Annotated in this window: 21 protein-coding genes and 1 pseudogene; 17 read left to right on the top strand and 5 right to left on the bottom strand. The window is 68.8% G+C overall.

The features are described from left to right. From AC2ITM_RS18530 to AC2ITM_RS18520, 3 genes are read right to left on the bottom strand one after another with little or no spacing between them, the layout of a single operon-like run. Complete coding sequence (locus AC2ITM_RS18530) at nucleotides 1-1059, bottom strand: ABC transporter permease (protein WP_486469612.1); 1059 nt, start codon at nucleotides 1057-1059, stop codon at nucleotides 1-3. Continuing rightward, nucleotides 1056-2615 (bottom strand): ABC transporter ATP-binding protein, encoded by a 1560-nt coding sequence (locus AC2ITM_RS18525; protein WP_486469611.1) that lies wholly within the window; start codon nucleotides 2613-2615, stop codon nucleotides 1056-1058. The genes AC2ITM_RS18530 and AC2ITM_RS18525 overlap by 4 nt, the downstream gene beginning before the upstream one ends. 3 nt (nucleotides 2616-2618) lie before the next feature. Continuing rightward, a complete protein-coding gene (locus AC2ITM_RS18520) occupies nucleotides 2619-3740 on the bottom strand; it encodes a BMP family ABC transporter substrate-binding protein (protein WP_486469610.1) in 1122 nt (373 codons plus the stop codon). Between the two features lie 309 nt (nucleotides 3741-4049). Between AC2ITM_RS18520 and AC2ITM_RS18515 the strand changes: the two genes are divergently transcribed. The 13 genes from AC2ITM_RS18515 (at nucleotide 4050) to AC2ITM_RS18455 (ending at nucleotide 18237) form a co-directional block, all read left to right on the top strand. Then, on the top strand, nucleotides 4050-4289 hold the full coding sequence (locus AC2ITM_RS18515) for a hypothetical protein (protein ID WP_486469609.1): 240 nt from the start codon (nucleotides 4050-4052) through the stop codon (nucleotides 4287-4289). A gap of 6 nt (nucleotides 4290-4295) precedes the next feature. Then, nucleotides 4296-4952 carry a Rieske 2Fe-2S domain-containing protein gene (locus tag AC2ITM_RS18510; RefSeq protein WP_486469608.1) on the top strand — a complete coding sequence of 219 codons (657 nt, stop codon included), beginning with the start codon at nucleotides 4296-4298 and terminating at the stop codon, nucleotides 4950-4952. Further along, nucleotides 4949-5566, top strand: a complete 618-nt coding sequence (locus AC2ITM_RS18505; RefSeq protein ID WP_486469607.1) for a glutathione S-transferase family protein — start codon at nucleotides 4949-4951, stop codon at nucleotides 5564-5566. The genes AC2ITM_RS18510 and AC2ITM_RS18505 overlap by 4 nt, the downstream gene beginning before the upstream one ends. A gap of 18 nt (nucleotides 5567-5584) precedes the next feature. Further along, the gene (locus tag AC2ITM_RS18500) at nucleotides 5585-7384 is read left to right on the top strand and encodes an adenine deaminase C-terminal domain-containing protein (RefSeq protein ID WP_486469606.1); all 1800 of its coding nucleotides are present in this window, start codon (nucleotides 5585-5587) and stop codon (nucleotides 7382-7384) included. Then, nucleotides 7384-8301, top strand: coding sequence for a LysR family transcriptional regulator (locus AC2ITM_RS18495; RefSeq protein ID WP_486469605.1), 918 nt, complete (start codon nucleotides 7384-7386; stop codon nucleotides 8299-8301). The genes AC2ITM_RS18500 and AC2ITM_RS18495 overlap by 1 nt, the downstream gene beginning before the upstream one ends. Nucleotides 8302-8405: 104 nt before the next feature. Beyond that, nucleotides 8406-8906: a thiamine pyrophosphate-binding protein gene (locus tag AC2ITM_RS18490; RefSeq protein WP_486469604.1), complete on the top strand. Its 501-nt coding sequence runs from the start codon at nucleotides 8406-8408 to the stop codon at nucleotides 8904-8906. Continuing rightward, complete coding sequence (locus AC2ITM_RS18485; protein ID WP_486469603.1) at nucleotides 8903-9511, top strand: thiamine pyrophosphate-dependent enzyme; 609 nt, start codon at nucleotides 8903-8905, stop codon at nucleotides 9509-9511. The genes AC2ITM_RS18490 and AC2ITM_RS18485 overlap by 4 nt, the downstream gene beginning before the upstream one ends. After that, complete coding sequence (locus AC2ITM_RS18480; RefSeq protein WP_486469602.1) at nucleotides 9511-11037, top strand: GMC family oxidoreductase; 1527 nt, start codon at nucleotides 9511-9513, stop codon at nucleotides 11035-11037. The genes AC2ITM_RS18485 and AC2ITM_RS18480 overlap by 1 nt, the downstream gene beginning before the upstream one ends. Further along, a complete protein-coding gene (locus AC2ITM_RS18475) occupies nucleotides 11034-12404 on the top strand; it encodes an amidohydrolase family protein (protein WP_486469601.1) in 1371 nt (456 codons plus the stop codon). Before AC2ITM_RS18480 ends, AC2ITM_RS18475 begins: the two co-directional genes overlap by 4 nt. Before the next feature lies 1 nt (nucleotide 12405). After that, nucleotides 12406-13245, top strand: coding sequence for an aromatic ring-hydroxylating dioxygenase subunit alpha (locus AC2ITM_RS18470; protein WP_486469600.1), 840 nt, complete (start codon nucleotides 12406-12408; stop codon nucleotides 13243-13245). Next, nucleotides 13242-16280 (top strand): molybdopterin cofactor-binding domain-containing protein, encoded by a 3039-nt coding sequence (locus AC2ITM_RS18465; protein WP_486469599.1) that lies wholly within the window; start codon nucleotides 13242-13244, stop codon nucleotides 16278-16280. The genes AC2ITM_RS18470 and AC2ITM_RS18465 overlap by 4 nt, the downstream gene beginning before the upstream one ends. Next, nucleotides 16277-16738 carry a (2Fe-2S)-binding protein gene (locus AC2ITM_RS18460; RefSeq protein WP_486469598.1) on the top strand — a complete coding sequence of 154 codons (462 nt, stop codon included), beginning with the start codon at nucleotides 16277-16279 and terminating at the stop codon, nucleotides 16736-16738. The genes AC2ITM_RS18465 and AC2ITM_RS18460 overlap by 4 nt, the downstream gene beginning before the upstream one ends. Continuing rightward, on the top strand, nucleotides 16735-18237 hold the full coding sequence (locus AC2ITM_RS18455; protein ID WP_486469597.1) for an aldehyde dehydrogenase family protein: 1503 nt from the start codon (nucleotides 16735-16737) through the stop codon (nucleotides 18235-18237). The genes AC2ITM_RS18460 and AC2ITM_RS18455 overlap by 4 nt, the downstream gene beginning before the upstream one ends. A 288-nt stretch (nucleotides 18238-18525) precedes the next feature. Here AC2ITM_RS18455 and AC2ITM_RS18450 read toward each other — a convergent pair whose 3' ends face one another. Next, nucleotides 18526-18894 carry a carbohydrate kinase family protein gene (locus AC2ITM_RS18450; protein ID WP_486469596.1) on the bottom strand — a complete coding sequence of 123 codons (369 nt, stop codon included), beginning with the start codon at nucleotides 18892-18894 and terminating at the stop codon, nucleotides 18526-18528. A 329-nt stretch (nucleotides 18895-19223) separates the two neighbouring features. On the opposite strand from AC2ITM_RS18450, the gene AC2ITM_RS18445 reads away from it, so the two are divergent. From AC2ITM_RS18445 to AC2ITM_RS18430, 4 genes are read left to right on the top strand one after another with little or no spacing between them, the layout of a single operon-like run. Further along, complete coding sequence (locus AC2ITM_RS18445) at nucleotides 19224-19451, top strand: phosphoheptose isomerase family protein (protein WP_486469595.1); 228 nt, start codon at nucleotides 19224-19226, stop codon at nucleotides 19449-19451. Nucleotides 19452-19462: 11 nt separating this feature from the next. Further along, entirely contained in the window at nucleotides 19463-19783 is a 321-nt protein-coding gene (locus AC2ITM_RS18440; protein WP_486469594.1) for a hypothetical protein, read from the top strand. 23 nt (nucleotides 19784-19806) lie between these two features. Further along, a complete protein-coding gene (locus tag AC2ITM_RS18435; protein WP_486469770.1) occupies nucleotides 19807-20502 on the top strand; it encodes a GntR family transcriptional regulator in 696 nt (231 codons plus the stop codon). A 14-nt stretch (nucleotides 20503-20516) separates the two neighbouring features. Next, nucleotides 20517-21464: an ornithine cyclodeaminase family protein gene (locus tag AC2ITM_RS18430; RefSeq protein ID WP_486469593.1), complete on the top strand. Its 948-nt coding sequence runs from the start codon at nucleotides 20517-20519 to the stop codon at nucleotides 21462-21464. 142 nt (nucleotides 21465-21606) lie between these two features. On the opposite strand, the pseudogene AC2ITM_RS18425 reads toward AC2ITM_RS18430, so the two are convergent. Further along, nucleotides 21607-22296: pseudogene (locus AC2ITM_RS18425) on the bottom strand (ABC transporter permease subunit); the annotation flags it as partial. Between the last annotated feature and the right edge of the window lie 56 nt (nucleotides 22297-22352).

The raw sequence follows: 22352 nt of genomic DNA, 5'->3' as shown, positions 1-22352 counted from the left end.
TCAGTCCTTCCCAGCGGGCTTGGCGTTGCGGATCAGCCGGTAGCGGGCGAATTCGTCGCCGATGGCGGCGTAGAACAGGATCAGCCCGGTGACGGCCAGCACGGTCTGGGTGGTCAGCCCCTGCGGTTGCAGGATGATGCCGCCGTTCAGGATCACTGCCATCAGCAGCGCGGTAAAGATCACCCCCAGGGGGGCGGCGCGCGCCAGCACCGCGACCATGATGCCGATATAGCCGAAGTTGTTGGAAATCCCGCCCTGCAGGCGGTGCACGGTGCCTGCGACCTCCATCATGCCGCCCAGGCCCGCGATGGCGCCCGACACCAGCATGACGGTGATCAGGTGGCGCCGGACCGGCATCCCCGCATAGCGCGCGTTGCCGGGGTTCGAGCCCCCGATGCGCACCTCGTAGCCCCATTTCGTGACGCTGAAGACGACGGCCATCACCAGCGCCAGGATCACGCCGATGGGCAGGCCCCAGTGCACGATGTCCCAGACCGCGGGCACCTCGACTGGCAGGCGCGCGGTGGTGGCCAGCGCCATCCCCGAGGGATCCAGCCACGGCCCCGTCGACACATAGGTCACCAGCAGCGCCGCGACAAAGTTCATCAGCAGCGTGGTGATCAGTTCCGACACGTCCGCATAGGCGCGCGCCAGCGTCGGGATCAGGATCCACAGCGCGCCCGCGATCATGCCCCCGACGGCCATCAGCGGCAGGATCAGCGCCGGCGGGCCGGGGATGAACAGCCCCACGGCGGTGGCCGCGAAGGCGCCCAGGTTGAACTGGCCCTCGGCGCCGATGTTCCACACGCCGATGCGCAGGCCCACCGCCACCGCCAGCCCGGTGTAGATCAGCGGCGAGAACAGCAGCGCCAGATCCGCCAGCCCGAAGCTGTCACCGAAGGTCGAGGACAGCACCCGCCCGCCAAGCGCCAGCGGGTTCATCCCGACGGCTGCCAGGATCAACCCCGCCGTCACCAGCGCCAGGATGACCGAAACCAGCCGCGCGGTCAGCGACACCGCGGCCGAAGCCGCGGGAAGACGTTGCAGACGATAGCTCATGCGGCGCGCCTCCCGCCCATCATCATGCCGATATCGTCGATATCGACCCCCTCGGCGGGCACGATGCCCATGACCTCGCCGTGGAACATCACCGCGATGCGGTCCGCGAGGTTCATCAGCTCTTCCAGTTCTTCCGAGATCAGGACGACCGCGACACCGCTGTCGCGCAGTTCGACGAAATAGCGCATCATCGTGTTGATGGCGCCGACATCGAGGCCCCGCGACGGGTAGGCGGCGATCAACACCTTGTCGGCGATCCGCATCTCGCGCCGGGCCACCAGACGCTGCTGGTTGCCGCCCGACAGGTTGCGGGCGGGCATGGCGAAATCGGGCACGGCGACCTCGGCGATCTTCGCGATCTCCTGCGCCAGCAGGAAGGCCTGGCGGGGCAGGTACCAGGGGCCCTTCGCCAGCGGCGGCTGGTCGTATTCGCGCAGCACCGCGTTATCCGTGATCGGCAGGGCGGGGGCCATGCCGGCGTGCAGGCGGTCTTCGGGGATATGCCCCACGCCCGCCTTGGCCAGCGCCCGCGCGCCCTTCGACGACACGTCCTGCCCCTCCAGCAGCAGCTGGCCAGAGGTCGGACGCGCCATGCCGCTCAGGACGTGGCTCAGTTCGCGCTGGCCATTGCCCGCGACGCCCGCGATGCCCAGCACCTCGCCCGCGTGCAGCGTCAGCGAGACATTCTTCAGCAGCAGTGCGCCACCCGACACCAGCGAGACATCGCGCAGCTCCAGCACCGGTGCCCCGATGCCCGCCCCCGGGGGCCGCCCGCGCAGGGTGTTCAGCACGATCTCGCGGCCGACCATCATCTGCGCCAGCCCCTTTTCCGAGCAGTTTTCCGTCCATTCCGTCGCCACCTTGCGGCCGCCGCGCAGGATGGTGACGCGGTTCGAGATCTCCATCACCTCGTCCAGCTTGTGGCTGATGAAGATCACCGCATTGCCGCGCGCGGTGAAGGCGCGCAGGGCCGTGAACAGCTCCTGCGCCTCGGCGGGGGTCAGCACGGCGGTCGGTTCATCCAGGATCAGCACGCGGGCATCGCGGCTGAGCACCCGCAGGATCTCGACCCGCTGCTGTTCGCCGGTCGACAGGTCCGACACCCGCGCCGCGGGGTTCACCGCCAGCCCAAGGTCCTGCGACAGCTTCAGCGTGCGCGCCTCCAACGTGCGCGCCGAGATCCGCCCCGGCGTCTGCGACCAGCCTAGATGCACGTTCTCGGCCACGGTGAAGGCCTGCACCAGCTTGAAATGCTGGTGCACCATGCCGATCCCGGCCGCGATCGCGTCGATCGGAGAGGAAAACGCCACCGTTTCACCGCCGACGATGATTTCCCCCGCATCGGCCTGGTAGATGCCGGTCAGGATGTTCATCAGCGTCGACTTGCCCGCGCCGTTCTCGCCCAGCAGGGCGTGGATCTCTCCGGGGTAGATGGAAAGGTTGACGTCCTCGTTGGCGATCACGCCGGGAAAGTACTTGGCCACGCCCTTCAGCGCCACCAGCGGAGGCGTCCCGGGCTTCAGCCCGAGACGTGATTGCACGCTTTCCTCTGCCATGGATCAGCTTTCGAGGCCGCTGACGCCCTCGATGGACCAGTTCCAGTGATAGAGCTCCTGCTCGGTCATGGTCTGGCCCTTGGCAACCTTGACGTTGCCCTTGGCATCCTTGATCTCTCCGACGAAGGGGCTCCAGCCGCCCAGCATCTTGGTGCGCGCCTCGTCGGCCTTGGCGGCGACATCGGCGGGGACGCTTTGGCCCCAGGCATCGCGGTCGACACCGCCGCCCATCGGCAGGATTTCATAGGTGGGGGTCCAGGTGCCGTCCAGGCGGCGGCCCACCTGTTTCACGTACCAGTCGTTGAAGTTCACGACGATCGAGGTGATGTAGGCATCGGGCCCGAAGCGGCGCTGGTCGGTGTTCCACATCACGGCCTTGACGCCGCGCTGCTGGGCGACCTGAAGATAGCCTGCCTCGTCCATGATGCCGAACAGCACGTCGCAGCCGTTGTCGATCAGCGCCGTGCCGGCCTGGGTGGCGGCCTGCGGATCGAACCAGCTGTTGATCGAGATGCATTGCAGCGTGGCCTTCGGGTTGACCGTGCGCGCGCCCATCAGGAAGGCGTTGGTGCCCGAGAAGACCGAGGGCACCGGGAACGAGGCCACATAGCCCATCTTGCCGGTGGGCGACATCATCCCCGCCGCGATCCCCGCGACATAGGACGGATACCAGTGCGCCACGTAATAGGTGCCAAGGTTGTCCATCGGATGGCGGCCGTCGCATTCGTAGAAGGCGACCTTGGGGGCGCGTTTCGCCACGTCGTACAGGAAATCGCCGTAGTTCGAGGTCGAGAACACCATATTGGCGCCCTGGCTGACGAACTGGCGGAAGATACGCGTCGCATCGGCGGAATAGGGGATCGATTCCACATAGGTGGTCTTGATGCCCGGATAGGCGGCCTGCACGGCCTTCATCCCCTGGTCATGCGCCCAGGTCCAGCCCTCGTCCGAAACGGGGCCGGTGTGGCCGAAGGCGATCAGCGCGTCCTCGGCCTTGACGGCGGGCAGGGGGGCTGCGGCCATCGCCGGGCGGATCAGCCCGGTCTGCGACAGCACAAGGCCCGCGCCGGCGGCCGCGCCCAGGTTCAGGAAACCCCGGCGGGAAAGCTCTTTGGTGGAAATCATCTTGGTCCCTCTTGTGGTTGAGAGCGCTCTTCTGCGGCAGTCCGGCGCCCCTGGGGCACCCGCCCCACCGGGCGTCCCGGGGGCGGGTCCGACAGCCGGTATGGCAGATGCCGCCGGAACCCTGCGAAATCGGAAATCACGTGCCAAGAGCGAAAAATCCGATGCAGTTGTTGCGTAATACGCAACACTTGACCCCCATGTCAGGGCTTGCCTAACTGTCCCTGAATCGCCCCGAAACAGGGGCCGAAAGCCTTGCAAAAGGCCATAAAACCAAGGCGGAATACCCTCGTGAGCACCCAGGACAGGACCGTGACATTCACCTTCACGGGGCATCTTCCCGAGGCCAGCTTTGCCGAATTCGCGCAACACCGCGCAACACGGCTCTCGATTATTTTGAACACGGTTGCCCAAACTTCGGGCAGCGCTACGCTGCGGGTGCACGGCCCGGTAGATTTGCTGGAGGCCTTCGAGATGGCGATGAGCCTCGGGCCCGCCGACTGCCTGGTGCAAGAGGTGCACCGCGTCGACAACGACAGCCAACAGGAGTGAACTGAGATGACGATGACGGGATGGATCCCGCTGGCCCTGTCGCGCGAGATCGAGGCCGGGACCTCGGCCGGGGCGGTGCTGGAGGGGGCCGAGATCGTGGTCTGGCGCGACAGCGCCGGCGCCCCCCATATCTGGGAGGACCGCTGTCCCCACCGCGGCATGAGGATGAGCTTTGGCTTCGTGCGCGGCGATCACATCGCCTGCCTCTACCACGGCTGGGAATTCGCGGGCTCGGGCAACTGCCAGTACATCCCCGCCCATCCGCAGCTCGAGGTCCCGGCCTCGATCTGCGTGACCACCTATGCGGTGGCCGAGGCGGCCGGGATGATCTGGGTGCACGCCCCCCTCGGGGGTCCGGCCGAAGGCGCGCCCGAGGCAGCCGAGGTGACGCCGGTGCGCTCGCTCTACCTCGATGCGTCGCTGGATGCGGCGCTGGCGGCGCTGCCGCAGGTTTTCGAGGGGCCGATCACGCGCGCGGCTTCGGTGGCGGTGCTGGACGCAGGCGCGGTGACGCTGCGCATCGGTCTGCAACCGGTGGGCGCGGACAGATGCGCGCTGCACATCACGGCCATGGGCCATCCCGACACCGGCCTGCTGCTGGACCTGCTGGAGCGCGCGCAACGCCTGCGCGCCCTCGTCGAACCCGCGGAGATCGCCGCATGAGCCTGCCGCTGCTGTCGAATTACGACCTGGACGACCAGTGCTACCGGATCCGCCTGACGGCTTCGGTCTGCGGGGTGGAGCTGGCGATCCGCAACCTGGATGTCTTTCCTGGCGCCGATCACCGGGCGCCGGAGTTCCTGGTGCAAAACCCCCTCGGGCGGTTGCCGCTGCTGGAGCATGACGGCCAGTTTCTGCGCCAGACCGGCGCCATCCAGTACCATATCGCGACGCAGCCCGGCGCACGGCCGCTGATCCCCGCGGATGCAGCCGCGATGTGGGACTGGATCCTGCTGGCCGATGGCGATCTGCGCGCCGCCAGCCAGGCCCGCGCCGTGTCGCTGATGGATGCGCCCGGCGATATCGACACGCTGCGCGCCGCAGCCCGGCGCCTGTTTCGGATGATGGATGACCACATGACCCGCCAGGGGCTGCTGGGGCAGGGGTTCTTTGCGGGTGCGCTGTCGCTGGCGGATCTGGCGCTGTTTCCGCCCTTCGCGCTGTCGCGCGATTTCGGCATCGACCATGACGAATATCCCGCCCTGCGTCTCTGGGCGCGCCGGGTGCGGCTGGTCGAGGGTTTCATCACCATGCCCGGCATTCCCGATTACCACTGACCCCGCAGGAGGCCCCTCATGACACCGATCACCCGTTTCTCGGTCCCGCCCCTGTCGGGGATGACGCGCCGCCTGGCCGATGTGGCCTCGGGGCGGGTCGATCCGGACCTCGTGATCACCGGCGCCCGGGCGCTGTCGACCTATTCGCAGCGTTTCCTGCCAGAGCGCGAGCTGTGGCTTTCGGGCGGGCGCATTGCCGCGATGAAGCCCGCGGGCAGCTACAAGGGATCCGCGCCGCGCCATGACGCGGGCGGCGGCATCCTGGCCCCCGGGCTGGTCGATCCGCATATCCACATCGAAAGCTCGATGATCACGGCCTGCGCCTATGCCGAGGCGGCGCTGCTGAACGGTACCACCACGATCTTCTGCGACAGCCACGAGATCGGCAACGTCATGGATGTGGCGGGGGTCGAGGCGATGCTGCACGATGCCCGACAGGCGCCGCTGTCGATCTTCCTGACGGTGCCCTCGACGGTGCCGGCGACCTCGGCCGAACTGGAAACCGCCGGGGGGGACCTGACGCCCGCCAAGATCGCGGCGCTGTTCGACCACTGGCCCGAGGCCGTGGCCCTGGGCGAGAAGATGGATTTCGTCCCCGTCGCCATGTCCGACCCGCGCAGCCATGCGATCATCCAGGCGGCGCTGGAACGCGGGCGGCCGGTTTCGGGCCATGTCTACGGCCGCGAATTCGTGGCGGCCTATGCCGCGGGCGGCGTCACCGACACCCACGAGGCCATCGACGTCGACATCGCCGAGGACCTGATGGAGGCGGGCCTGTGGCTGTTCCTGCGCGGCGGCCCCCCCACCACGCCCTGGCATTCCCTGCCCGAGGCGATCAAGGTCATCACTGAACGCGGCGCCAGCCCCAAGCGTGTCGCCGTCTGCACCGATGACCGTGACGCCGATGATCTGCTGATGTTCGGCCTGGACTGGGTGACGCGGCAGGCGGTCGCTTGCGGGATGCGCCCCGAAACCGCCTGGTCCATGGGCTCGCTGCACGGTGCCACGCGGTTCGGCATGGGCGACGAGATCGGCGGCCTGGGCGGCGGGCGCCGTGCCGATCTGGTGCTGCTGGATGACGATCTGAAGCCGGTCAACACCTGGTATGGCGGCGAGCTGATGGTCGAGGGGGGCAAGATCACGCCGCTTCTGGATCAGGCGCTGTCGCAGCCCTACCGCTATCCGGAAGCGGCCTATCACACGGTGAAGCTGCCGAAGGGGCTGAAGCTTGCGCCCGATCTGCCCACCACCCCCGTCATCGCCCATGCCATCCGCACCGAACTGCCCGGCATCACCCTGCCGCATGAGCGGATCCGGCTGGAGCCCGCCAACGACTGGCAATCGCATTTCGACACTCACGGGCTGTGCTTTGTGACCGTGGTGGAACGGCACGGCAGGTCGCAGGGGAACGTGGCCCATGGCCTTCTGTCGAACTTCAACCTGAAGGACGGCGCGGTGGCGTCCTCGGTCGGGCATGACAGCCACAACATCATCGTCGCCGGCACCAACGAGGCCGACATGCAGACGGCCCTTGCCGCCATCGAGGCCGCGCAGGGCGGCGTCTGCGTGGTGCGCGGGGGCCAGGTCACGGCCATGGTCGAACTGCCCGTCGCGGGCCTTCTGTCCGACAAGCGCGTGGGCGTCGTCGCCGAAGAGGTCAGGGCGCTGAAGGCCGAATGGCAGAAGATGGGCTGCACCATCCCCTACATGGGCTTCAACCTGATCCCGCTGTCGGTCATCCCGGAAATCCGCATCACCGACAAGGGTCTGGTGCTGGTGCCGGAAATGGCGATCCAGCCCCTGTTCGAGCCCGCCTGATGGATCTGCACCGACTTGGCCTTGTGTCCTCGCGCGTCCATCACTTCATGCTGGTGGCGCGGCTGGGGTCGATCCGGCAGGCGGCGCTGGCGCTGAACGTGGCGCCCTCGTCGATCAGCCGGACGATCAAGCAGCTGGAGGACGACGTGGGCATGCCGCTTTTCGAGCGCACCAAGCAGCGGCTGCGGCTGACCTCGGCGGGGGAATTGCTGTCGTATCACCTGCAGGAATCGACCTCGGAGCTGAACCGCGCGATGACCGAGCTGGGCGACCTGCGCGGCCTGCGCCGGGGCACGGTCAAGCTGGCGGTGATCGAAAGCGCGGCGCGCGGGCTGGTGCCGGATGTGCTGTCGTCCTTCTGGGTGCGGCACCCGGAAATCAGCGTCGACGTGCGCGTCTGTTCCGGCGACGAGGCCGCCACCCTGGTCGAGGAAGGCGAGGCTGACATCGCCCTGGCCTTTGACGTGCGGGTTCCGCGGCGGGCGCGGCGGCTGGGGGCCATCAGCCTGCCGCTGGGCGTTCTGGTGCCCCCCGGCAGCCCGCTGACGCGCCGCGAGGGGCCGCTGAAGGTCTATGACCTGACGGGGGAACGGGTGATCCTGTCGGACGGCTCGCTGACGCTGGCGAATTCGGTCGAGCAGGTCTTTGCGGGCAGCATCGTGGAATTTTCCCGCCGCACCAGCACCAATTCGATCGCCCTGATGATCGAGCTTGCGATGCGCGGCCTTGGCACGGTGATGCAGACCCGGCTGGGGGTGCAGGCGGAAATCGCCTCGGGTCAGCTGGTGTTCATTCCGCTGAACGACGCGCGGCTGGCCTCGCGGCGGCTGACGCTGATGTGCCGCCAGAAGGGCGAGACGTCAGACGCCGCCGAGGCGCTTGGCCACAGCCTGCTGCGCGCCGTCGAGAGGATCTGACAGATGTTGCGTCGGGACGAACAACTGGTTTCCAAATCTCTGTCTTTTCGGAACATCTTCCCTCTGACACCTATGCCGCATCACTGGTTTGAAAGAGACGTCCCATGCAGCAGACAGCCGTCGACGCGGTGATCCGCGGGCTGAAGCGGGCGGGGGTCAGCATCGTGTGCTACCTGCCCGACAGCCTCTTCAAAGAGCTTTACCCGGCTCTTGATGCCGATCCCGACATCCGCACCATCCCCGTCACCAACGAGGGCGAGGGGGCCGCGATCTGCGGCGGCGTGTTCCTGTCGGGCAAGCGCGCGGCGCTGATCATGGAGAACTCGGGGCTGCGGGCCTCGGTCGAGCCGCTGGCGCGGATGGGCCTTGGCGCGGGCATCCCCGTCATCATGCTGATGAGCTATCGCGGCGACATGGGCGAGAACAACTGGTGGGCCGTCCCCCATGGCATCACCATGGAACCCGTCCTGCAGGCCCTGCGCATCCCCTATGTGGTCGAGCGTCAGGAAGACCGGATCGAACAGGCCATCGTCGATGCCTATGAACTGGCCTATGCCAGCTACTACCACGCCGCGGTGGCGCTTTCGGGGGGGATCGTGCGGTGAAACGCTATGATTGCATGACGAAACTGGCGGCGCGGTTGCAGGATGAACTGGTGATCCTGTCGCTGGGGGCCTCGGTCGATGAATGGTACAATGCGGCGCCGCACATGCGCGCGGCCTCGCTGTTCCAGCAGCAGCTGGGCTGCGTGACGCCGCAGGCCTTCGGGCTGGCCGCCGGTCTGCCGCATCGCCGGATCGTGTCGCTGGATACCGACGGGGGGCTGCTGTTCAACCTCGGGATCCTGGCGACGCTGGGGAACGAGCGGCCGAAAAACCTCTTCATCGTGGTCTGGGACAATGAGATGTACCAGTCGATCGGCGGGCCGCGCACCCATACTGCCGCCGGTCACGTCGATCTGGCGGCAATCGCCAAGGGCGCGGGCATCCGCCACGCCTACACCGCCCGCACGCTGGAGGAGTTCGACGCCCATTGCGCCCGGGGTCTTCAGGCCGAGGAGCCCTATATCGTCGTCGCCAAGGTCGCGGGCACCGTCCAGCCCGAGATCCGCCGCAAGCATTCCGACGGCCGCGAGGACAAGTACATCTTCGTCCGCCATGTCGAGGCGACCGAGGGCATCACCATCATGGGCCCGTCGGAGCACAACTGATGCCGTCCAGCGACTACATCGTCATCGGATCGGGCAGTGGCGGCGCCCCTGTCGTGCGTCGCCTGCTGGAGGCGGGCGCGACCGTCACCCTGATCGAGGCCGGGCCCAGCACCCTTGGCGTGCCTGAGATCGAGGATGCCTCGGGCTGGTTCGCCCTGCAGGGCAGCCGCTGGGACTGGGGCCATGCCTATCAGCCGAACGAGCGGGTGCTGAACCGGGCGATCCCGATCCCTCGGGGGCTGGGGCTGGGCGGCAGTTCGGCCACCAATGCGATGATGTGGTATCGCGGCGTGCCCGCCGATTACGCCCGCTGGGATGCCCATGCCCCCGGCTGGGACTGGGACGCCTGCCTGCCCGCCTTTCGCGCCTGCGAGGCCTGGGCGGGTCCGCCCGGCCCCCTGCGCGGCAGCGATGGCCCGCTGCGGATCACCGCGTCCGGGCCCGCGCATCCGCTGACCCGCGCCATGCTGGGCGGCGCCCGCGCCATGGGCCTGCCGGAAAACGCCGACCCGAACGGGCCGGAACCCCTGGGCGTGGCGCTGGCGAATTTCAACATCGCCCCCGACGGGCGGCGCTGGACCTCGGCCATGGGCTATCTGGCCCCCGTGCTGGACCATCCCGGGCTGCGCCTGCTGCTGGACACCCGCGCGACCGAGGTCCTGTTCGAGGGCGATCGTGCCTGCGGTGTCCGGGTGGTGACAGGGGGCAGGGCGCAGGACCTTCACGCAGGCACAGGCGTGATCCTGGCCGCGGGCGCGCTGGAAACCCCGCGCCTGCTGCAGCTTTCCGGCATCGGCCCCGAGGCCGAGCTGTCGCGCCTTGGCCTGAAGACCCGCATCGCCGCGCCCGGGGTCGGGCAGAACCTGCAGGACCATCCGCTGATCCGGGCGCTGAATTTCCGCGCCTCACGCCCCCTCGGCCCGATGCAGGGCAATGGCGGCGGCACGCTGACGATCTGGAAATCGGACCCCGCGCTTGAACAGGCGGATCTGCTGGCGTTTCCGGTGCAGGGGCGATCCGCCGTGCCGACCCTTTGGGATCACTACGATCTGGGCGGCGATGTCTTTGCCATTGGCCTGGGCGTCATGCGCTCGCATTCCCGGGGGTATCTGCGCCTGACCGGCACCGCCCCCGACGCCCCCCTGCAGATCCAGCCCAACCTGCTGGCCGATCCGCGCGACCTCGACGCCCTGATCCGCGGCGTGGCCTTCCTGCAGGAGATGGTCGCAACAGAAGGCTTCGGGGATCTGTTCGCAGGCTTCGCCGCCCCCGACACCAGGGTCAGCGGGCCGGAGGCGGAAACCTTCGTCCGCCGCGCGACCTCGACCTTCTTTCACTGCTGCGGCACCGCGCGGATGGGCCAAGGCGATGACGCCCCCGTCACCCCGCGCCTGGCCGTGAAGGGCACAAGGGGCCTCTGGGTCGCCGATGCCTCGGTCATCCCCGAGATCCCCGCCTGCCACACCCATGCCCCCGTCACCATGATCGGCGAACGCGCCGCGCAATTCGTACTGGAAGCCTCATGACCGACCTGATCCTGACCGCCGATGCCGTGGTCACCATGGATGACGCCCTGACCACCATCGCCGGCGGCGCCATCGTGGTGCGGGGCAGCCAGATTGCCGCAGTAGGCCCGAAGGCGCAGATCCTGGCCGATTACCCCGATCTGCCGGTGCGCGATCTGGGCCGCGCGGTGCTGATGCCGGGGCTGATCAACGCCCATGCGCATTCCGGGTTCCTGCGCGGCACCGCCGAACACCTGCCCGTGTGGGACTGGCTGAGCCGCCACATCAACCCCATGCACCGCTGCCTGAAGGCCGAAGAGGCCGAGGCCGCCAGCTACCTTGCCTATGCCGAAAGCCTGCTGGGCGGGACCACCACCATCGTCGACATGTGGCGCTACATGGAGGGCTCGGCGCGCGCGGCCGACACGTTGGGCAACCGCCTGATCGCCGTGCCCTATGTGGGCGAACATCCCGATTACGACTATTTCGACACGCTCGACATGAACGAGGCGCTGATCGAACGCTGGCATGGCGGCGCCGAGGGGCGGGTGAACGTTTGGGTCGGGCTAGAGCACCTGTTCTACGCCGATGAAAAGGGCCAGCAGCGCGCCATCGACATGGCCAAGAAGCATGACACCGGCTTTCACACCCATTCGTCGGAGGCCGAGATCGAAAAGCAGGGCTATCTGGATCGCTACGGCAGGAAACCGATGCAGGTCTTCCACGATCTGGGGTTCTTCGAATGCCCCTGGACGATGTTCGCCCATGCCGTCTGGCTGGATCAGGACGAGGTCGAACTGATCGCGCAGCACCGTGTCTCGGTCGCCCACAACCCGGTGTCGAACATGAAGCTCGCCTCCGGGATCGCCCCCATTGCCGAGATGCTGTCCCTGGGCGTGCCCGTCGGCATCGGCACCGATGGCGAGAAGGAAAACAACAATTTCGACATGTTCGAGGACATGAAGGTGGCCTCGCTGCTGGGCAAGCTGCGGCACCGCGATGCGGCCGCCATGGACAGCTGGCAGGTGCTGCGCATGGCCACGTCGCTGGGCGCGAAGGCCGTGGGGCTGGGCGATGTGACCGGATCGCTGGAACCCGGCAAGAAGGCCGACATCATCGCCGTGCGCGCCGATCAGCCCCGCATGGTGCCCTTCCATCCCGACGGGCCCTGGTTCAACCTGCAGCACAATCTGGTCCATGCCGTGCGCGGCGGTGATGTCGCCATGACCATGGTGAACGGCCAGATCGTCGTCGACAACGGCCGCCTTGTCACCGGCGACATGACCGAGATCATCGACCGCGTGCATCGCCTGGCGCCGGCGCATTTCACCCGTCGTCAGGCGTGGCTGGATGCCAATGGCGGCGGCACCAAGCAGTGGACGGACTGAGATGACCCGCACGACCGACCCGGTGGCGCTGGACGACTGGTATGCCGTGGCCTCGCTGGGGGATCTGGGGCGGGCCAGCGCCACCCGCCTTCTGGGCCAGGACATCACCGTGGGTCCCGGTCCTGAGGTCACCTGCGATGGCGCCCCCCTGCCGGTGCAGCAGAAATACGGCTGCCTCTGGACCACCCTCGGCCAGCCCGCGAAGGATCTGTTCGAGATCGCCGAAGCCCGCGATCCGACCCGCCGCTTCGTGCCCTGCGGCTGGGTGACGATGCGCGCCTCGGGGCTGCGGGTGGTGGAAAACTTCCTCGACATGGCGCATTTCCCCTTCGTGCACACCGATATCCTGGGATCGGAACCCCATACAGAGGTGCTGCATTACACCACCGAGATCCGCCGCGACGTGGACGAGGTCTGGGCCACCAACTGCCGGTTCTTCCAGCCGCAGATGACGGCCTCGCGCCCGGGGGGGGAATTCGCGCAGCTGATCTACCGCGTCATGGCGCCCTTCCAGGTGATGCTGTACCGCGTGGTGCCGGGCGGCGATCTGCTGGATGCGATCGCGCTGTTCATCCAGCCGATGGAGGCGGGCCTCTGCCGGGCGCAGCCGGTCATGTACCTGACCGATCAGCAGGCCAGCCACACGGATCTGCTGCGGTTCGAACAGGTGATCTTCCTGCAGGACCGCATCATCGTCGAGAACCAGCGCCCGCTGCTGTTGCCGCTGGAACCCCGGGCCGAGGTGCCGACGCGTGCCGACGGATCCTCGATCGCCTATCGCCGCTGGCTGAAGGAAAAGGGGCTGACCTTCGGCACCACCCTGCCGGAGGTTTCCGCATGAAGATCCTGCATCCGCATTCGCTGCCCGAGGCCCTGTCGATGATCGCCGCGGGCGCGGTGCCCGTCGCGGGCGGCACGGCGCTGCATCTGCAATGGTCTCAGGGCGCGGAACGGCCTGGGGTCATGGCCGAGGTCGCCCCCCTGCTGCCCCGCGGCATCCATGGCCTGAGCATCGGCGCCGCGACCCCGCTGGAGGATCTGCGCATCGCCCGCCTGCCGCTTTTGTCGCAGGCGCTGCGCGATGTGGCGGCCCCGGGCATCCGGCGGCTGGGGACGCTGGGCGGACAGATCGGCTTTGGCGCCGGATGCCTGCTGCCCGCCCTTCTGGTCATGGATGCGGAACTGGAGACCACCGAAGGCCCCCGCGATCTGGCCGATTACCTGCGCGCGCCCCGGGGGCTGATCCTGAAGATCCGCCTGACGCCCGCCGATCGCTACGGCTGGCGAAAGACCGGCCTGCGGGCGGCGTTTTCCCCGGCCATCCTGACCTCGGCCATGACGCTGAAGATGCAGGGCACCCGCATTGCCCATGCCCGCGTCGCGGTGGGCGGCGGCCCGGTGCCGCCCCGGCGGCTGGACACCATCGAGGGCTGGCTGGCCGGGCAGGACCCCGACACGCTCGACCCTGCCGAGCTGCACGCCCGCCTGCTGAGGGCCGTTCAGGCGCCCGACTGTGCCTTCCGCAGCGCGAGCTACCGCCGCAAGATCGCCGCCAACGCCCTGACCCATGCGATCACCGGCCGTCTGCCCGCGCGCCCGGGCCGCCTGCATCCGGTGCCCGCCCATGCCCTGCCCCCCGCGCAGACGCAGCTGTCGCGGGCCGAGGGCGGTGCCCGATGGCAGACCCGCCCCGACATGCCCGCCAAGGTGCGCGGCGCCATGCCCTATCTGACCGACGCCCGCGCCCCCGACATGCTGGTGGGGCGCATCCTGCGCGCCGCCCATCCCCATGCCCGGATCCTGTCGATCGACACCACCGCGGCCGAGGCCCTTCCCGGCGTCCGCGCCGTCGTCACCCATCGCGACGTGCCGGGGCTGAACGCCTTCGGGATCATTTTTCAGGACCAGCCGGCGCTCTGCCATGACAGGGTGCGCCACATCGGTGACATGGTGGCCGCTGTTGCTGCCGATACGGACCAGATCGCCGAAGCGGCGCTGGCGCTGATCCGGGTCGATTACGATCCGCTGCCCGTCGTCTCGGACGTGACCGCAGCGCTCGCCCCCGATGCCCCCTCCCTGCACGATGGCGGCAACCTGATCGCCGAATTCGGGCTGGAGCGCGGCGATGTGGATGCGGCCTTCGCCACCGCCGCCCATGTGGTCGAGGACACCTATACCACCCCCCGCCAGATGCATGGCTTCATGGAAACCGAGGGCGGTTGGATCGCCCCTGAGGGCGACGGCCTGCTGGTCTGCGTTGGTGGCCAGCACGGCGCCCGTGACCGGCTGCAGCTGTCGCGCATCCTGAACCTGCCCGAAGCGAAGATCCGCGTGATCACATCCCCCATCGGCGGCGGCTTCGGCGGCAAGGACGAGCTGACGGTGCAGCCTCCGCTGGCGCTGCTGGCGCTGAAGACGGGGCGCGCGGTGCGGCTGCAGCTGTCGCGCGCCGAAAGCGTCCGCGCCGGGATCAAGCGCAACCCGATGACCATTCGGATGCGCACGGCCTGCGATGAAACCGGCCGCCTGATCGCCCAGCAGGTCGATCTGACCGGCGACAGCGGCGCCTATGCCTCGCTCTCGCCCGGGGTGGTGGAAACCGCGATGGAACATTGCGCCGGCCCCTATGTGATCCCCAACATCCGCACCCATGGGGCCTGCGTCTATACCAACAACGGTGTCGGCGGCGCGTTCCGGGGGTTCGGCTGCAACCAGATGACCTTTGCGGTGGAATGCCAGATCGACCGGCTGGCGGCGAAAGCGGGCCTTGATCCGGCCCGGATGCGCCGCCTCAACCTGCGCCCCGTCGGATCGCCGGGCTATCTGGGGCAGGTCGTCGGCCCCTCGGAACGGCTGGCCGAGATGCTGGATGCGGCGCAGGCCTCGGACATCTGGGCGCCCTTCGACGTGGCCCCGGACGAGATCCCCGGCACCGGCATGGCGCTGGCCTATCAGGGCACGGGCCTTGGCAGCATCCACCCGGACGAGGCCGATTTCGCCCTGCGCCTGACCAGTGGCCGGGTGCAGGCGCTGTGTGGCCTGGACGAGATGGGGCAGGGGCTGGTGGCCTCGGTGCAGGCGGCGGTGGCGGACCGGCTGGGCTGCGCACGCGGCGACATCGACGTGATCTTCGGTGACACCGGCGCGGCGCCCGACAGCGGATCGACCTCGGCGGCGCGGGGCGGCTATGTCGTCTGGAAGGGGGCCGAGCAGACCGCCCCCGGTTTCGCGACCCGCCTGCTGGATCATGCGGCCGCCCTGCTGGACCTGCCGCCCGAGGCGCTGGTGATCGTGCCCGGCGGCATTGCCGAACGCACCGCGAATGCCGCCACCCCGCGCCTGACCTTTGCCGATCTGGGCGATCTCGCCCCGCAGGAGGCGCATTACCATTTCCCGAAGACCGATCACACGACCGGCAATGCCCGCTTCCTGTTCACCTTCGGCGCGACGCTGGCGCGCGTCGCCGTCAACCGCCTGACCGGCACCGTCCGGCTGCTCCGGCTGGAGTTCCACTCGGCCGCCGGTCCCGTGATCGACATGGCCTCGTACCTTGGCCAGATGGAGGGTGCGCTGGTGCAGGGCGCGGGCTTTACCCTGAGTGAGGACGTGACGATGCGCGAGGGCCGTATGCTGACGAAGAACCTCGACACCTATGCCCTGCCGACCCTGCAGGATGCGCCAGCCGAAATGCATGTCACTGCGCATGAGGATCTGGATCCCGGCGATCCCTTCGGGCCGCGCGGCGCGGGGGAACTGGGGATGGCCTCGGTCACGCCGGCGATCGTCAATGCGGTGGCGGATGCGACGGGCGGCTGGTGCCCCACCACGCCGCTGCCCCCCGAAGCGATCCTGTCCCTGATGGAGGCCGCGCGATGATCCGCTTCAGCCTGAACGGTCAGCCCGCCTCCATGCCCGAGGACGCGACGCTGGCGCATGTGCTGCGCGACGACCTGGGCCTGACGGGCACCAAGATCGCCTGCGACATCGGCCGGTGTGGCGCCTGCATGGTGCTGCTGGACGGGCAGGCGGTGAACGGCTGCCTGCTGATGGGCTGGCAGGTGGCGGACCGCGCCGTCACCACCATCGAGGCGCTGGAAACCCTGCCCGTCGGCGCCACCCTGGCCCGCGCCATGGCCGAGGAAAACGCCTTTCAATGCGGCTATTGCGCACCGGGCGTGATGATGACGCTGGCGGGGCTGCTGTCGGCCGGGCCCGACATCCCCGACGCGGGCCTGCAAGAGGCGCTCGGGGGCAATATCTGCCGCTGCACCGGCTATCATTCGATCCTGCGCGGCGCGCGACGCGCCCGGGACATGCTGAAGGACCTGCAATGACCTTTACCCTCCGCCCCCAGACGCCCCGGACCGAGGGCGCCCGTGCCTTCCTGCAAGGCGGCCCGAAGCCCGTGCTGATCGGGGACGACTGGCAGGTTCTGCCCCGCACCTTCGAGACCCGCGACCCCGCCACCGGCGCCCCCCTTGCCACCCTGTCGCGCGCAGGCGAGGCCGAGGCCGATGCCGCCGTTGCCGCCGCCCGGACCGCGCTGGACAGCCCCGCCTGGGCCGGGATGCTGCCCGCCGCCCGCCAGGCGCTGCTGTGGAAGATCGCCGATCTGATCGACGCCCATGCGGACGAGCTGGCCGAGCTGGAAACCCTCGATCAGGGCAAGACCTACGCCACCGCACGTTTTGCCGAGATCCCGGCCTCGGCGGCGCAGTTTCGCTATTACGCGGGGCTGGCGACCAAGATCCATGGCCAGACCATCACCCCCTCGATCGGCTATGCGCCGAAGGGCAGGCAGGTGATGGCCTATACCCGGCCCGAACCCATCGGTGTCGTGGCGGCGATCACGCCGTGGAATTCACCCATGCTGATGGCCGCGATGAAGCTGGCGCCGGCGCTGTGCGCGGGCTGCACCGTGGTGCTGAAACCGGCCGAGGAAACATCCCTGACCGCGATCCGTCTGGTGCAGCTGATGCAGCAGGCGGGGTTGCCCGCAGGCGTCGTGAACCTGCTGACGGGCTTTGGCCACGAGGTGGGCGATGCGCTGGCCCGCCATCCGGGCGTCGCCAAGGTGGCCTTCACCGGCTCGACCGAGGTGGGGCGGATCCTGCTGGGATCGGCGCGCGGCAACCTCAAGAAACTGACGCTGGAGCTGGGCGGCAAAAGCCCCGCCATCGTCATGCCCGATGCCGAGATGGCGCTGGCGGTGCCGGGGGTGGCGCGCGGGATCTTCGCCAATTCCGGTCAGGTCTGCGTGGCGGGATCGCGCGTTTACGTGCACCGCTGGATCTATGACCGCTTCTGCGAGGGGCTGGCGGCCGAGGCCGCGCGGCTGTCGCTGGGCCATGGCCTTGACCCCGAAAGCGATCTGGGTCCGCTGGTCAGCGAGGCCCAGGCGGCCCGCGTCGCCTCTTACGTCGAGGGCGGCCTTGCTGCGGGCGCCCAGGTCCTGTCGGGGGGCACCAGCCCGGGCGGCGCCTTCTACGCCCCCACCGTGATCACCGGCGCCACCCCGGACATGCCCCTGATGAAAGAAGAGATCTTTGGCCCCGTCACCGCCGTCACTCCCTTCGATGACGTCGAAGAGGTGCTGGCACTGGCCAATGACACCGAATACGGGCTGGCGGCCTCGGTCTGGACGCAGGAGCTGTCGGCGGCGCACCGGATGGCGGCAGCCATACGGGCGGGCACGGTCTGGGTGAACTGCCACAGCTATTTCTCGCCCGAGCTGCCGAAGGGTGGCATCAAGGCTTCGGGCTGGGGGGTGGAAAACAACCTGGCGGGCCTGTCGAACTACCTTGAGGAAAAGACCGTCTGCATGGTGATCTGACCGCTCAGGCGCGGGCGGTTTCCTGATCGCGGTAAAGGGCGGAAAGCGGCAGCGCGCGGCTTTCATCGACCTGCAGCGGTGCCGGATGGCCAAATCCGCCCGCATGGCCGCCCGGGCGGCGGCGGCAAGCACCGTGCCAGGGACCTCGGCCGTCAGCAGCCCGAAAAGCGTGCGGGCGATGCAGCTGTCGCCCGCCCCCAGCCTGTCCAGCACCTGCCCGGGTGCGGGCCGGGTGGTGAAAAGGCCATCTGGCCCGGCCAGCCGAGGCCCCCTCGGCGCCGCGCGTCATCAGAACCCAGCCGGCCCCCGAGGCCAGGCATGATCCTTCAGCGCGCGGGCCCCGGCCACCTCCAGATCCCCGCCCGAGAAACTGGCCAGGAAGCACAGCCGTGCCAGTGCCGCGAACGGCCCCGGATCGCGGATCACCGCGAAATCGAAGGACAGCCGCGTGCGGGCGGCAAAGGCGCCGAGATGCGCATTGACATGGCTAAAGCGCCCGGTATGCACCGCATCCGCTGCGGCGATCCGCGCCAGGCCCTCCGTCGCCGGTGCGATGATCGAGGCCCCCAGGTTCGCGCCCGGGAACGCGCGCTCGCCGTTGCGGGGGCCGATCAGGCAGAAGGCGGTATGGCCGGGCAGGGTGCACAGGCCCGACACGTCGCCCCCCTCCGGCCTGAAGGCTGGCGCGGATGTGCGGGCCCGCGGCATCCTCTGCCACCGCCCCGCAACAGGCCGCGCCCCGCCCGCACGAACTGGGCCGCGACATTGGGCGTGTTGCCGCCCGGAAACATCCGTCCCTGATCGGCATAGCAAACCACCACGTTGTCTCCGCACCTCACAAGTAACGGCTGCCCAATTCCTCAGCCAGGTATGTGAGAGCTTTCTCAGTTGGACTGCCGCACTGTCATGACGGGCGCGGCCGGGATTGACGCACGGCCGAGCCGTCCAATACGTCATGGGACGTCATATAGTTGCCGGAGGTCCCGATGCCCCTGCCTGCCCTTGATCCCGCCTTTGATCCCGGCGTCGCCCAGGCGCTGACGACCCTGGCCGAGCGCCCGATATCGCATGTCTTCTTCGAGGCCTGCGGCGGCGCCATCTCGATCATGCATCCTGCGAAATTCCTTCTGGACCAGCACTCTGACCTGCCTTCGGATGGGCTGAACGCGGCCAAATTCACCACCCGCGCGCCGCGCCGCCCGGGGCGCTGGTGATCCTGTGTTCGATGACCGGCACGACCAAGGAAGCCGTGGCCGCGACGGCCTTTGCCCGGCAGGACGGCGCGCTGACGGTGGGGCTGACGACCGAGGGCGCGGGCCGTCGATCATGTCGTGGGTTTCGAGGCGCCCTATACCACCGGCACGCCGAACGGCGCGAAAAACAGCAACCACGCCCGGATCCACCAGTTGGTGATGGGGATCGTGGCGCTGAAGGACGGCCACGACCAGCTGCCCGAACTGCTGGCCTCGCCTACAAGATCGCAGACCTGCATGCCCAGAAGATGCTGGCGGCGCGGCGCTACATGAAGAAACTGCACGATTGCTGACGAAGGGGCCCTGATTGGAACAGGTGGATCCGCTGGCGCCGCTTTATGCGCAGGTCCGGCAGCGTCTGGCGGCCCGGATCGGCGCGGGCATCTGGCCCGAGGGCAGTTTCCTGCCGCCGGAACCGGCGCTGTGCGCCGAGATGGGCGTCAGCCGCATCACCCTGCGCCGCGCGGTGAAGGCGCTGTGCGACGAGGGGCTGCTGATCCGCCAGCAGGGCCGGGGCACAGTGGTGGCGCGGCGCAAGATCCGCCAGACGCTGGTGGCGCTGGCGGGCTTCGCCGAGGCCTTCGAGGACCAGGGCGCGGTCGAACATCAGGTGCTCTCGGTGACGGAAGGTGCCCGCGATGCGGGGGCCGCGGTGCTGGGGGCGGGGCCGCTGGTGCGCATCGACCGGATGATCCGGGTCGGCGGCCGCCCCCTGTCGCTGGAGCACCTGTTCTTCGATCTCGTCCGGCTGCCGGACGTCGCGGAACCGGTGCGCGCCGGCGCCTCGTTCTTCCGCAGCCTGCGTGCCACCGGCGGTCCCGTGCCCGAGGGGGCGCAGCGCCTCATCAACGTGGGCTTTGCCGATCCCGACGAACGCCGCCACCTGGGGATCGACCCCGGCCAGCCGGTCTACCGGATCGACAAGACCGTGCTGGATGCGGCCGGGGATCCCCTGGCCTTCTTGCGGCTGGTCACGCCCACCCACCTCATCATCTATTCCCTGCGCAGCTGAGCGAAAGGCCCCCCATGCGTCTTGTCACCGCCGAACAGGTCCATGACCTGCTGGACTATCCCACCCTGATCGCCGCCCTGAGAGAGGCCCATCGCGACGCCCCGCCGCTGGGCGACTACATCGTCGCCGACGACCCCTCGGGCAGCGGCAACCAGTTCGTCAGCCTGCTGGGCTGGCAGGGCGGCCGGGCCATCGCCGCCAAGCTGGTGGGGGTGTTTCCCGGCAACCTGTCGATGGATCCGCCGCAGGCCAGCGTCCAGGGGCTGGTGGCGGTCTTCGACCCCGGGACCGGCGCGCCGCTGCTGGTGGCGGATGGCGAGGCAATGACCTTCCGCAAGACCGCAGCCGACAGCGGCATGGGCAGCCAGCTTCTGGCCCGAAGCGATGCGCAGGTGCTGCTGGTGCTGGGGGCGGGGGGGCTGGCACCGCATGTCATCGCCGCCCATTGCGCCGCGCGCCCCTCGATCCGCGAGGTGCTGATCTGGAACCGCACCGCCGCCCGGGCCGAGGCGCTGGCCGCGCGGCTGCATCAGCCCGGCTGCAGCATCCGCGCCGTCGGGGACCTGGATGCGGCGGTGGCGCGGGCCGACGTGATTTCCTGCGTGACGATGTCGCGCGCGCCCCTGGTCAAGGGCGCCCTGCTGAAGCCCGGCGCCCATCTGGATCTGGTCGGCGCCTACCTGCCCGACATGCGCGAGGCCGACGATGCCTGCATGACCCGGGGCACGATCTTCATCGACAGCCGCGACGGCATGAAGGATGCGGGCGATCTGGCGCAACCGGTGGCCGCCGGTGTGATCGGCTGGGATGCGGTGCAGGCGGATGCCTATGCGCTGGTGCAGGGCCTGCATCCGGGGCGGACCTGCGACAGCCAGATCACCATCTACAAGAATGCCGGCGGCGGCCATTTGGACCTGTTCACGGCACAGGCCCTGCGCGCCCGTCTGGAGGCTGCGGGCTGAAGTCGCCATCCGGTCAAGGGGCCTTGGTCAGGCGTGCCCGTCGTCGCACCGCAAGGCCCCCCGGGGGGCGTCACCACCAGGCAGCTCTCTTTTGGACCGCCGGTTGCCCATGGCCAGCCGGCGGCAGGGCCGCGGCCTGGTGCGCCTGGGACAGGACGCGCGACAGGAAGGCGCGGGTGCGCTCGTGCCGGGGCCGGGTCATGGTGGCGCGCGGATCGCCCTGTTCGACGATGACGCCGCCCTCCATGAAGATCGGGTGATCGGCGACATCGCGTGCAAACATCCTCTCGTGGGTGACGACGATCATCGTGGTGCCCTCGTCAGCCAGCTGGCGCATCGTCGCCACCACCAGCAGCGGGATCGTCTGGCAGGCGCGGGCATAGATCATCTGCGCCGAATAGAGCACGTCCGGCAGCGCCAGAACGCCGACCCGAGAGGCGAATTTCAGCATCGAGAGCGTGTCATTGCCGATCGGCGGGATGGCGATGCGCAGCGCCTGCGGCAGCACGATCCGTCGCAGCGTCTGGCCCCGGGTCATGCCCAGCGTGGCGCAGGCCTCGGCCGGGCCATGGGCCACGGCCTGGATGCCAGCGCGATCACCATCGCCAGCACCTTCAGCAGGATGGTCATGCCCAGCCCGGCCAGGATGTGGCGCTCGAACAGGTGGTGGCCGACGACGGGCCATTGCATGTTGGCATTGCTGCCCAGGCTTTTCAGCATCAGCGCCGCCAGCACGATCAGGACCGCGCCGCCGGAGGACCGCGCCGTCGGCCCACTGACCGTAATTGCGCACCGGCACCGGCCGGGTCACGTGGATATCGGGTCTTGGCATGGGTCAGCATTCCGCTGTCATCCATGCCCCATTTCGCCATGATCTTCTGATAGCTG

Source organism: Pseudooceanicola sp. NS-SX9 (genome assembly GCF_057380705.1).
Note: the sequence above shows the minus strand (reverse complement) of the source record. Positions and strands in the feature narration are given on the sequence as shown.

Excerpts from the sequence above, each read along its gene's own strand:
- AC2ITM_RS18465 (WP_486469599.1), top strand. The coding sequence starts at position 13,242 with ATGAAGATCCTGCATCCGCATTCGCTGCCCGAGGCCCTGTCGATGATC.
- AC2ITM_RS18495 (WP_486469605.1), top strand. The coding sequence starts at position 7,384 with ATGGATCTGCACCGACTTGGCCTTGTGTCCTCGCGCGTCCATCACTTC.
- AC2ITM_RS18475 (WP_486469601.1), top strand. The coding sequence starts at position 11,034 with ATGACCGACCTGATCCTGACCGCCGATGCCGTGGTCACCATGGATGAC.
- AC2ITM_RS18510 (WP_486469608.1), top strand. The coding sequence starts at position 4,296 with ATGACGATGACGGGATGGATCCCGCTGGCCCTGTCGCGCGAGATCGAG.
- AC2ITM_RS18445 (WP_486469595.1), top strand. The coding sequence starts at position 19,224 with ATGCCCCTGCCTGCCCTTGATCCCGCCTTTGATCCCGGCGTCGCCCAG.
- AC2ITM_RS18455 (WP_486469597.1), top strand. The coding sequence starts at position 16,735 with ATGACCTTTACCCTCCGCCCCCAGACGCCCCGGACCGAGGGCGCCCGT.
- AC2ITM_RS18530 (WP_486469612.1), bottom strand. The coding sequence starts at position 1,059 with ATGAGCTATCGTCTGCAACGTCTTCCCGCGGCTTCGGCCGCGGTGTCG.
- AC2ITM_RS18500 (WP_486469606.1), top strand. The coding sequence starts at position 5,585 with ATGACACCGATCACCCGTTTCTCGGTCCCGCCCCTGTCGGGGATGACG.
- AC2ITM_RS18490 (WP_486469604.1), top strand. The coding sequence starts at position 8,406 with ATGCAGCAGACAGCCGTCGACGCGGTGATCCGCGGGCTGAAGCGGGCG.
- AC2ITM_RS18440 (WP_486469594.1), top strand. The coding sequence starts at position 19,463 with ATGACCGGCACGACCAAGGAAGCCGTGGCCGCGACGGCCTTTGCCCGG.
- AC2ITM_RS18430 (WP_486469593.1), top strand. The coding sequence starts at position 20,517 with ATGCGTCTTGTCACCGCCGAACAGGTCCATGACCTGCTGGACTATCCC.
- AC2ITM_RS18460 (WP_486469598.1), top strand. The coding sequence starts at position 16,277 with ATGATCCGCTTCAGCCTGAACGGTCAGCCCGCCTCCATGCCCGAGGAC.
- AC2ITM_RS18520 (WP_486469610.1), bottom strand. The coding sequence starts at position 3,740 with ATGATTTCCACCAAAGAGCTTTCCCGCCGGGGTTTCCTGAACCTGGGC.
- AC2ITM_RS18470 (WP_486469600.1), top strand. The coding sequence starts at position 12,406 with ATGACCCGCACGACCGACCCGGTGGCGCTGGACGACTGGTATGCCGTG.
- AC2ITM_RS18505 (WP_486469607.1), top strand. The coding sequence starts at position 4,949 with ATGAGCCTGCCGCTGCTGTCGAATTACGACCTGGACGACCAGTGCTAC.
- AC2ITM_RS18480 (WP_486469602.1), top strand. The coding sequence starts at position 9,511 with ATGCCGTCCAGCGACTACATCGTCATCGGATCGGGCAGTGGCGGCGCC.
- AC2ITM_RS18525 (WP_486469611.1), bottom strand. The coding sequence starts at position 2,615 with ATGGCAGAGGAAAGCGTGCAATCACGTCTCGGGCTGAAGCCCGGGACG.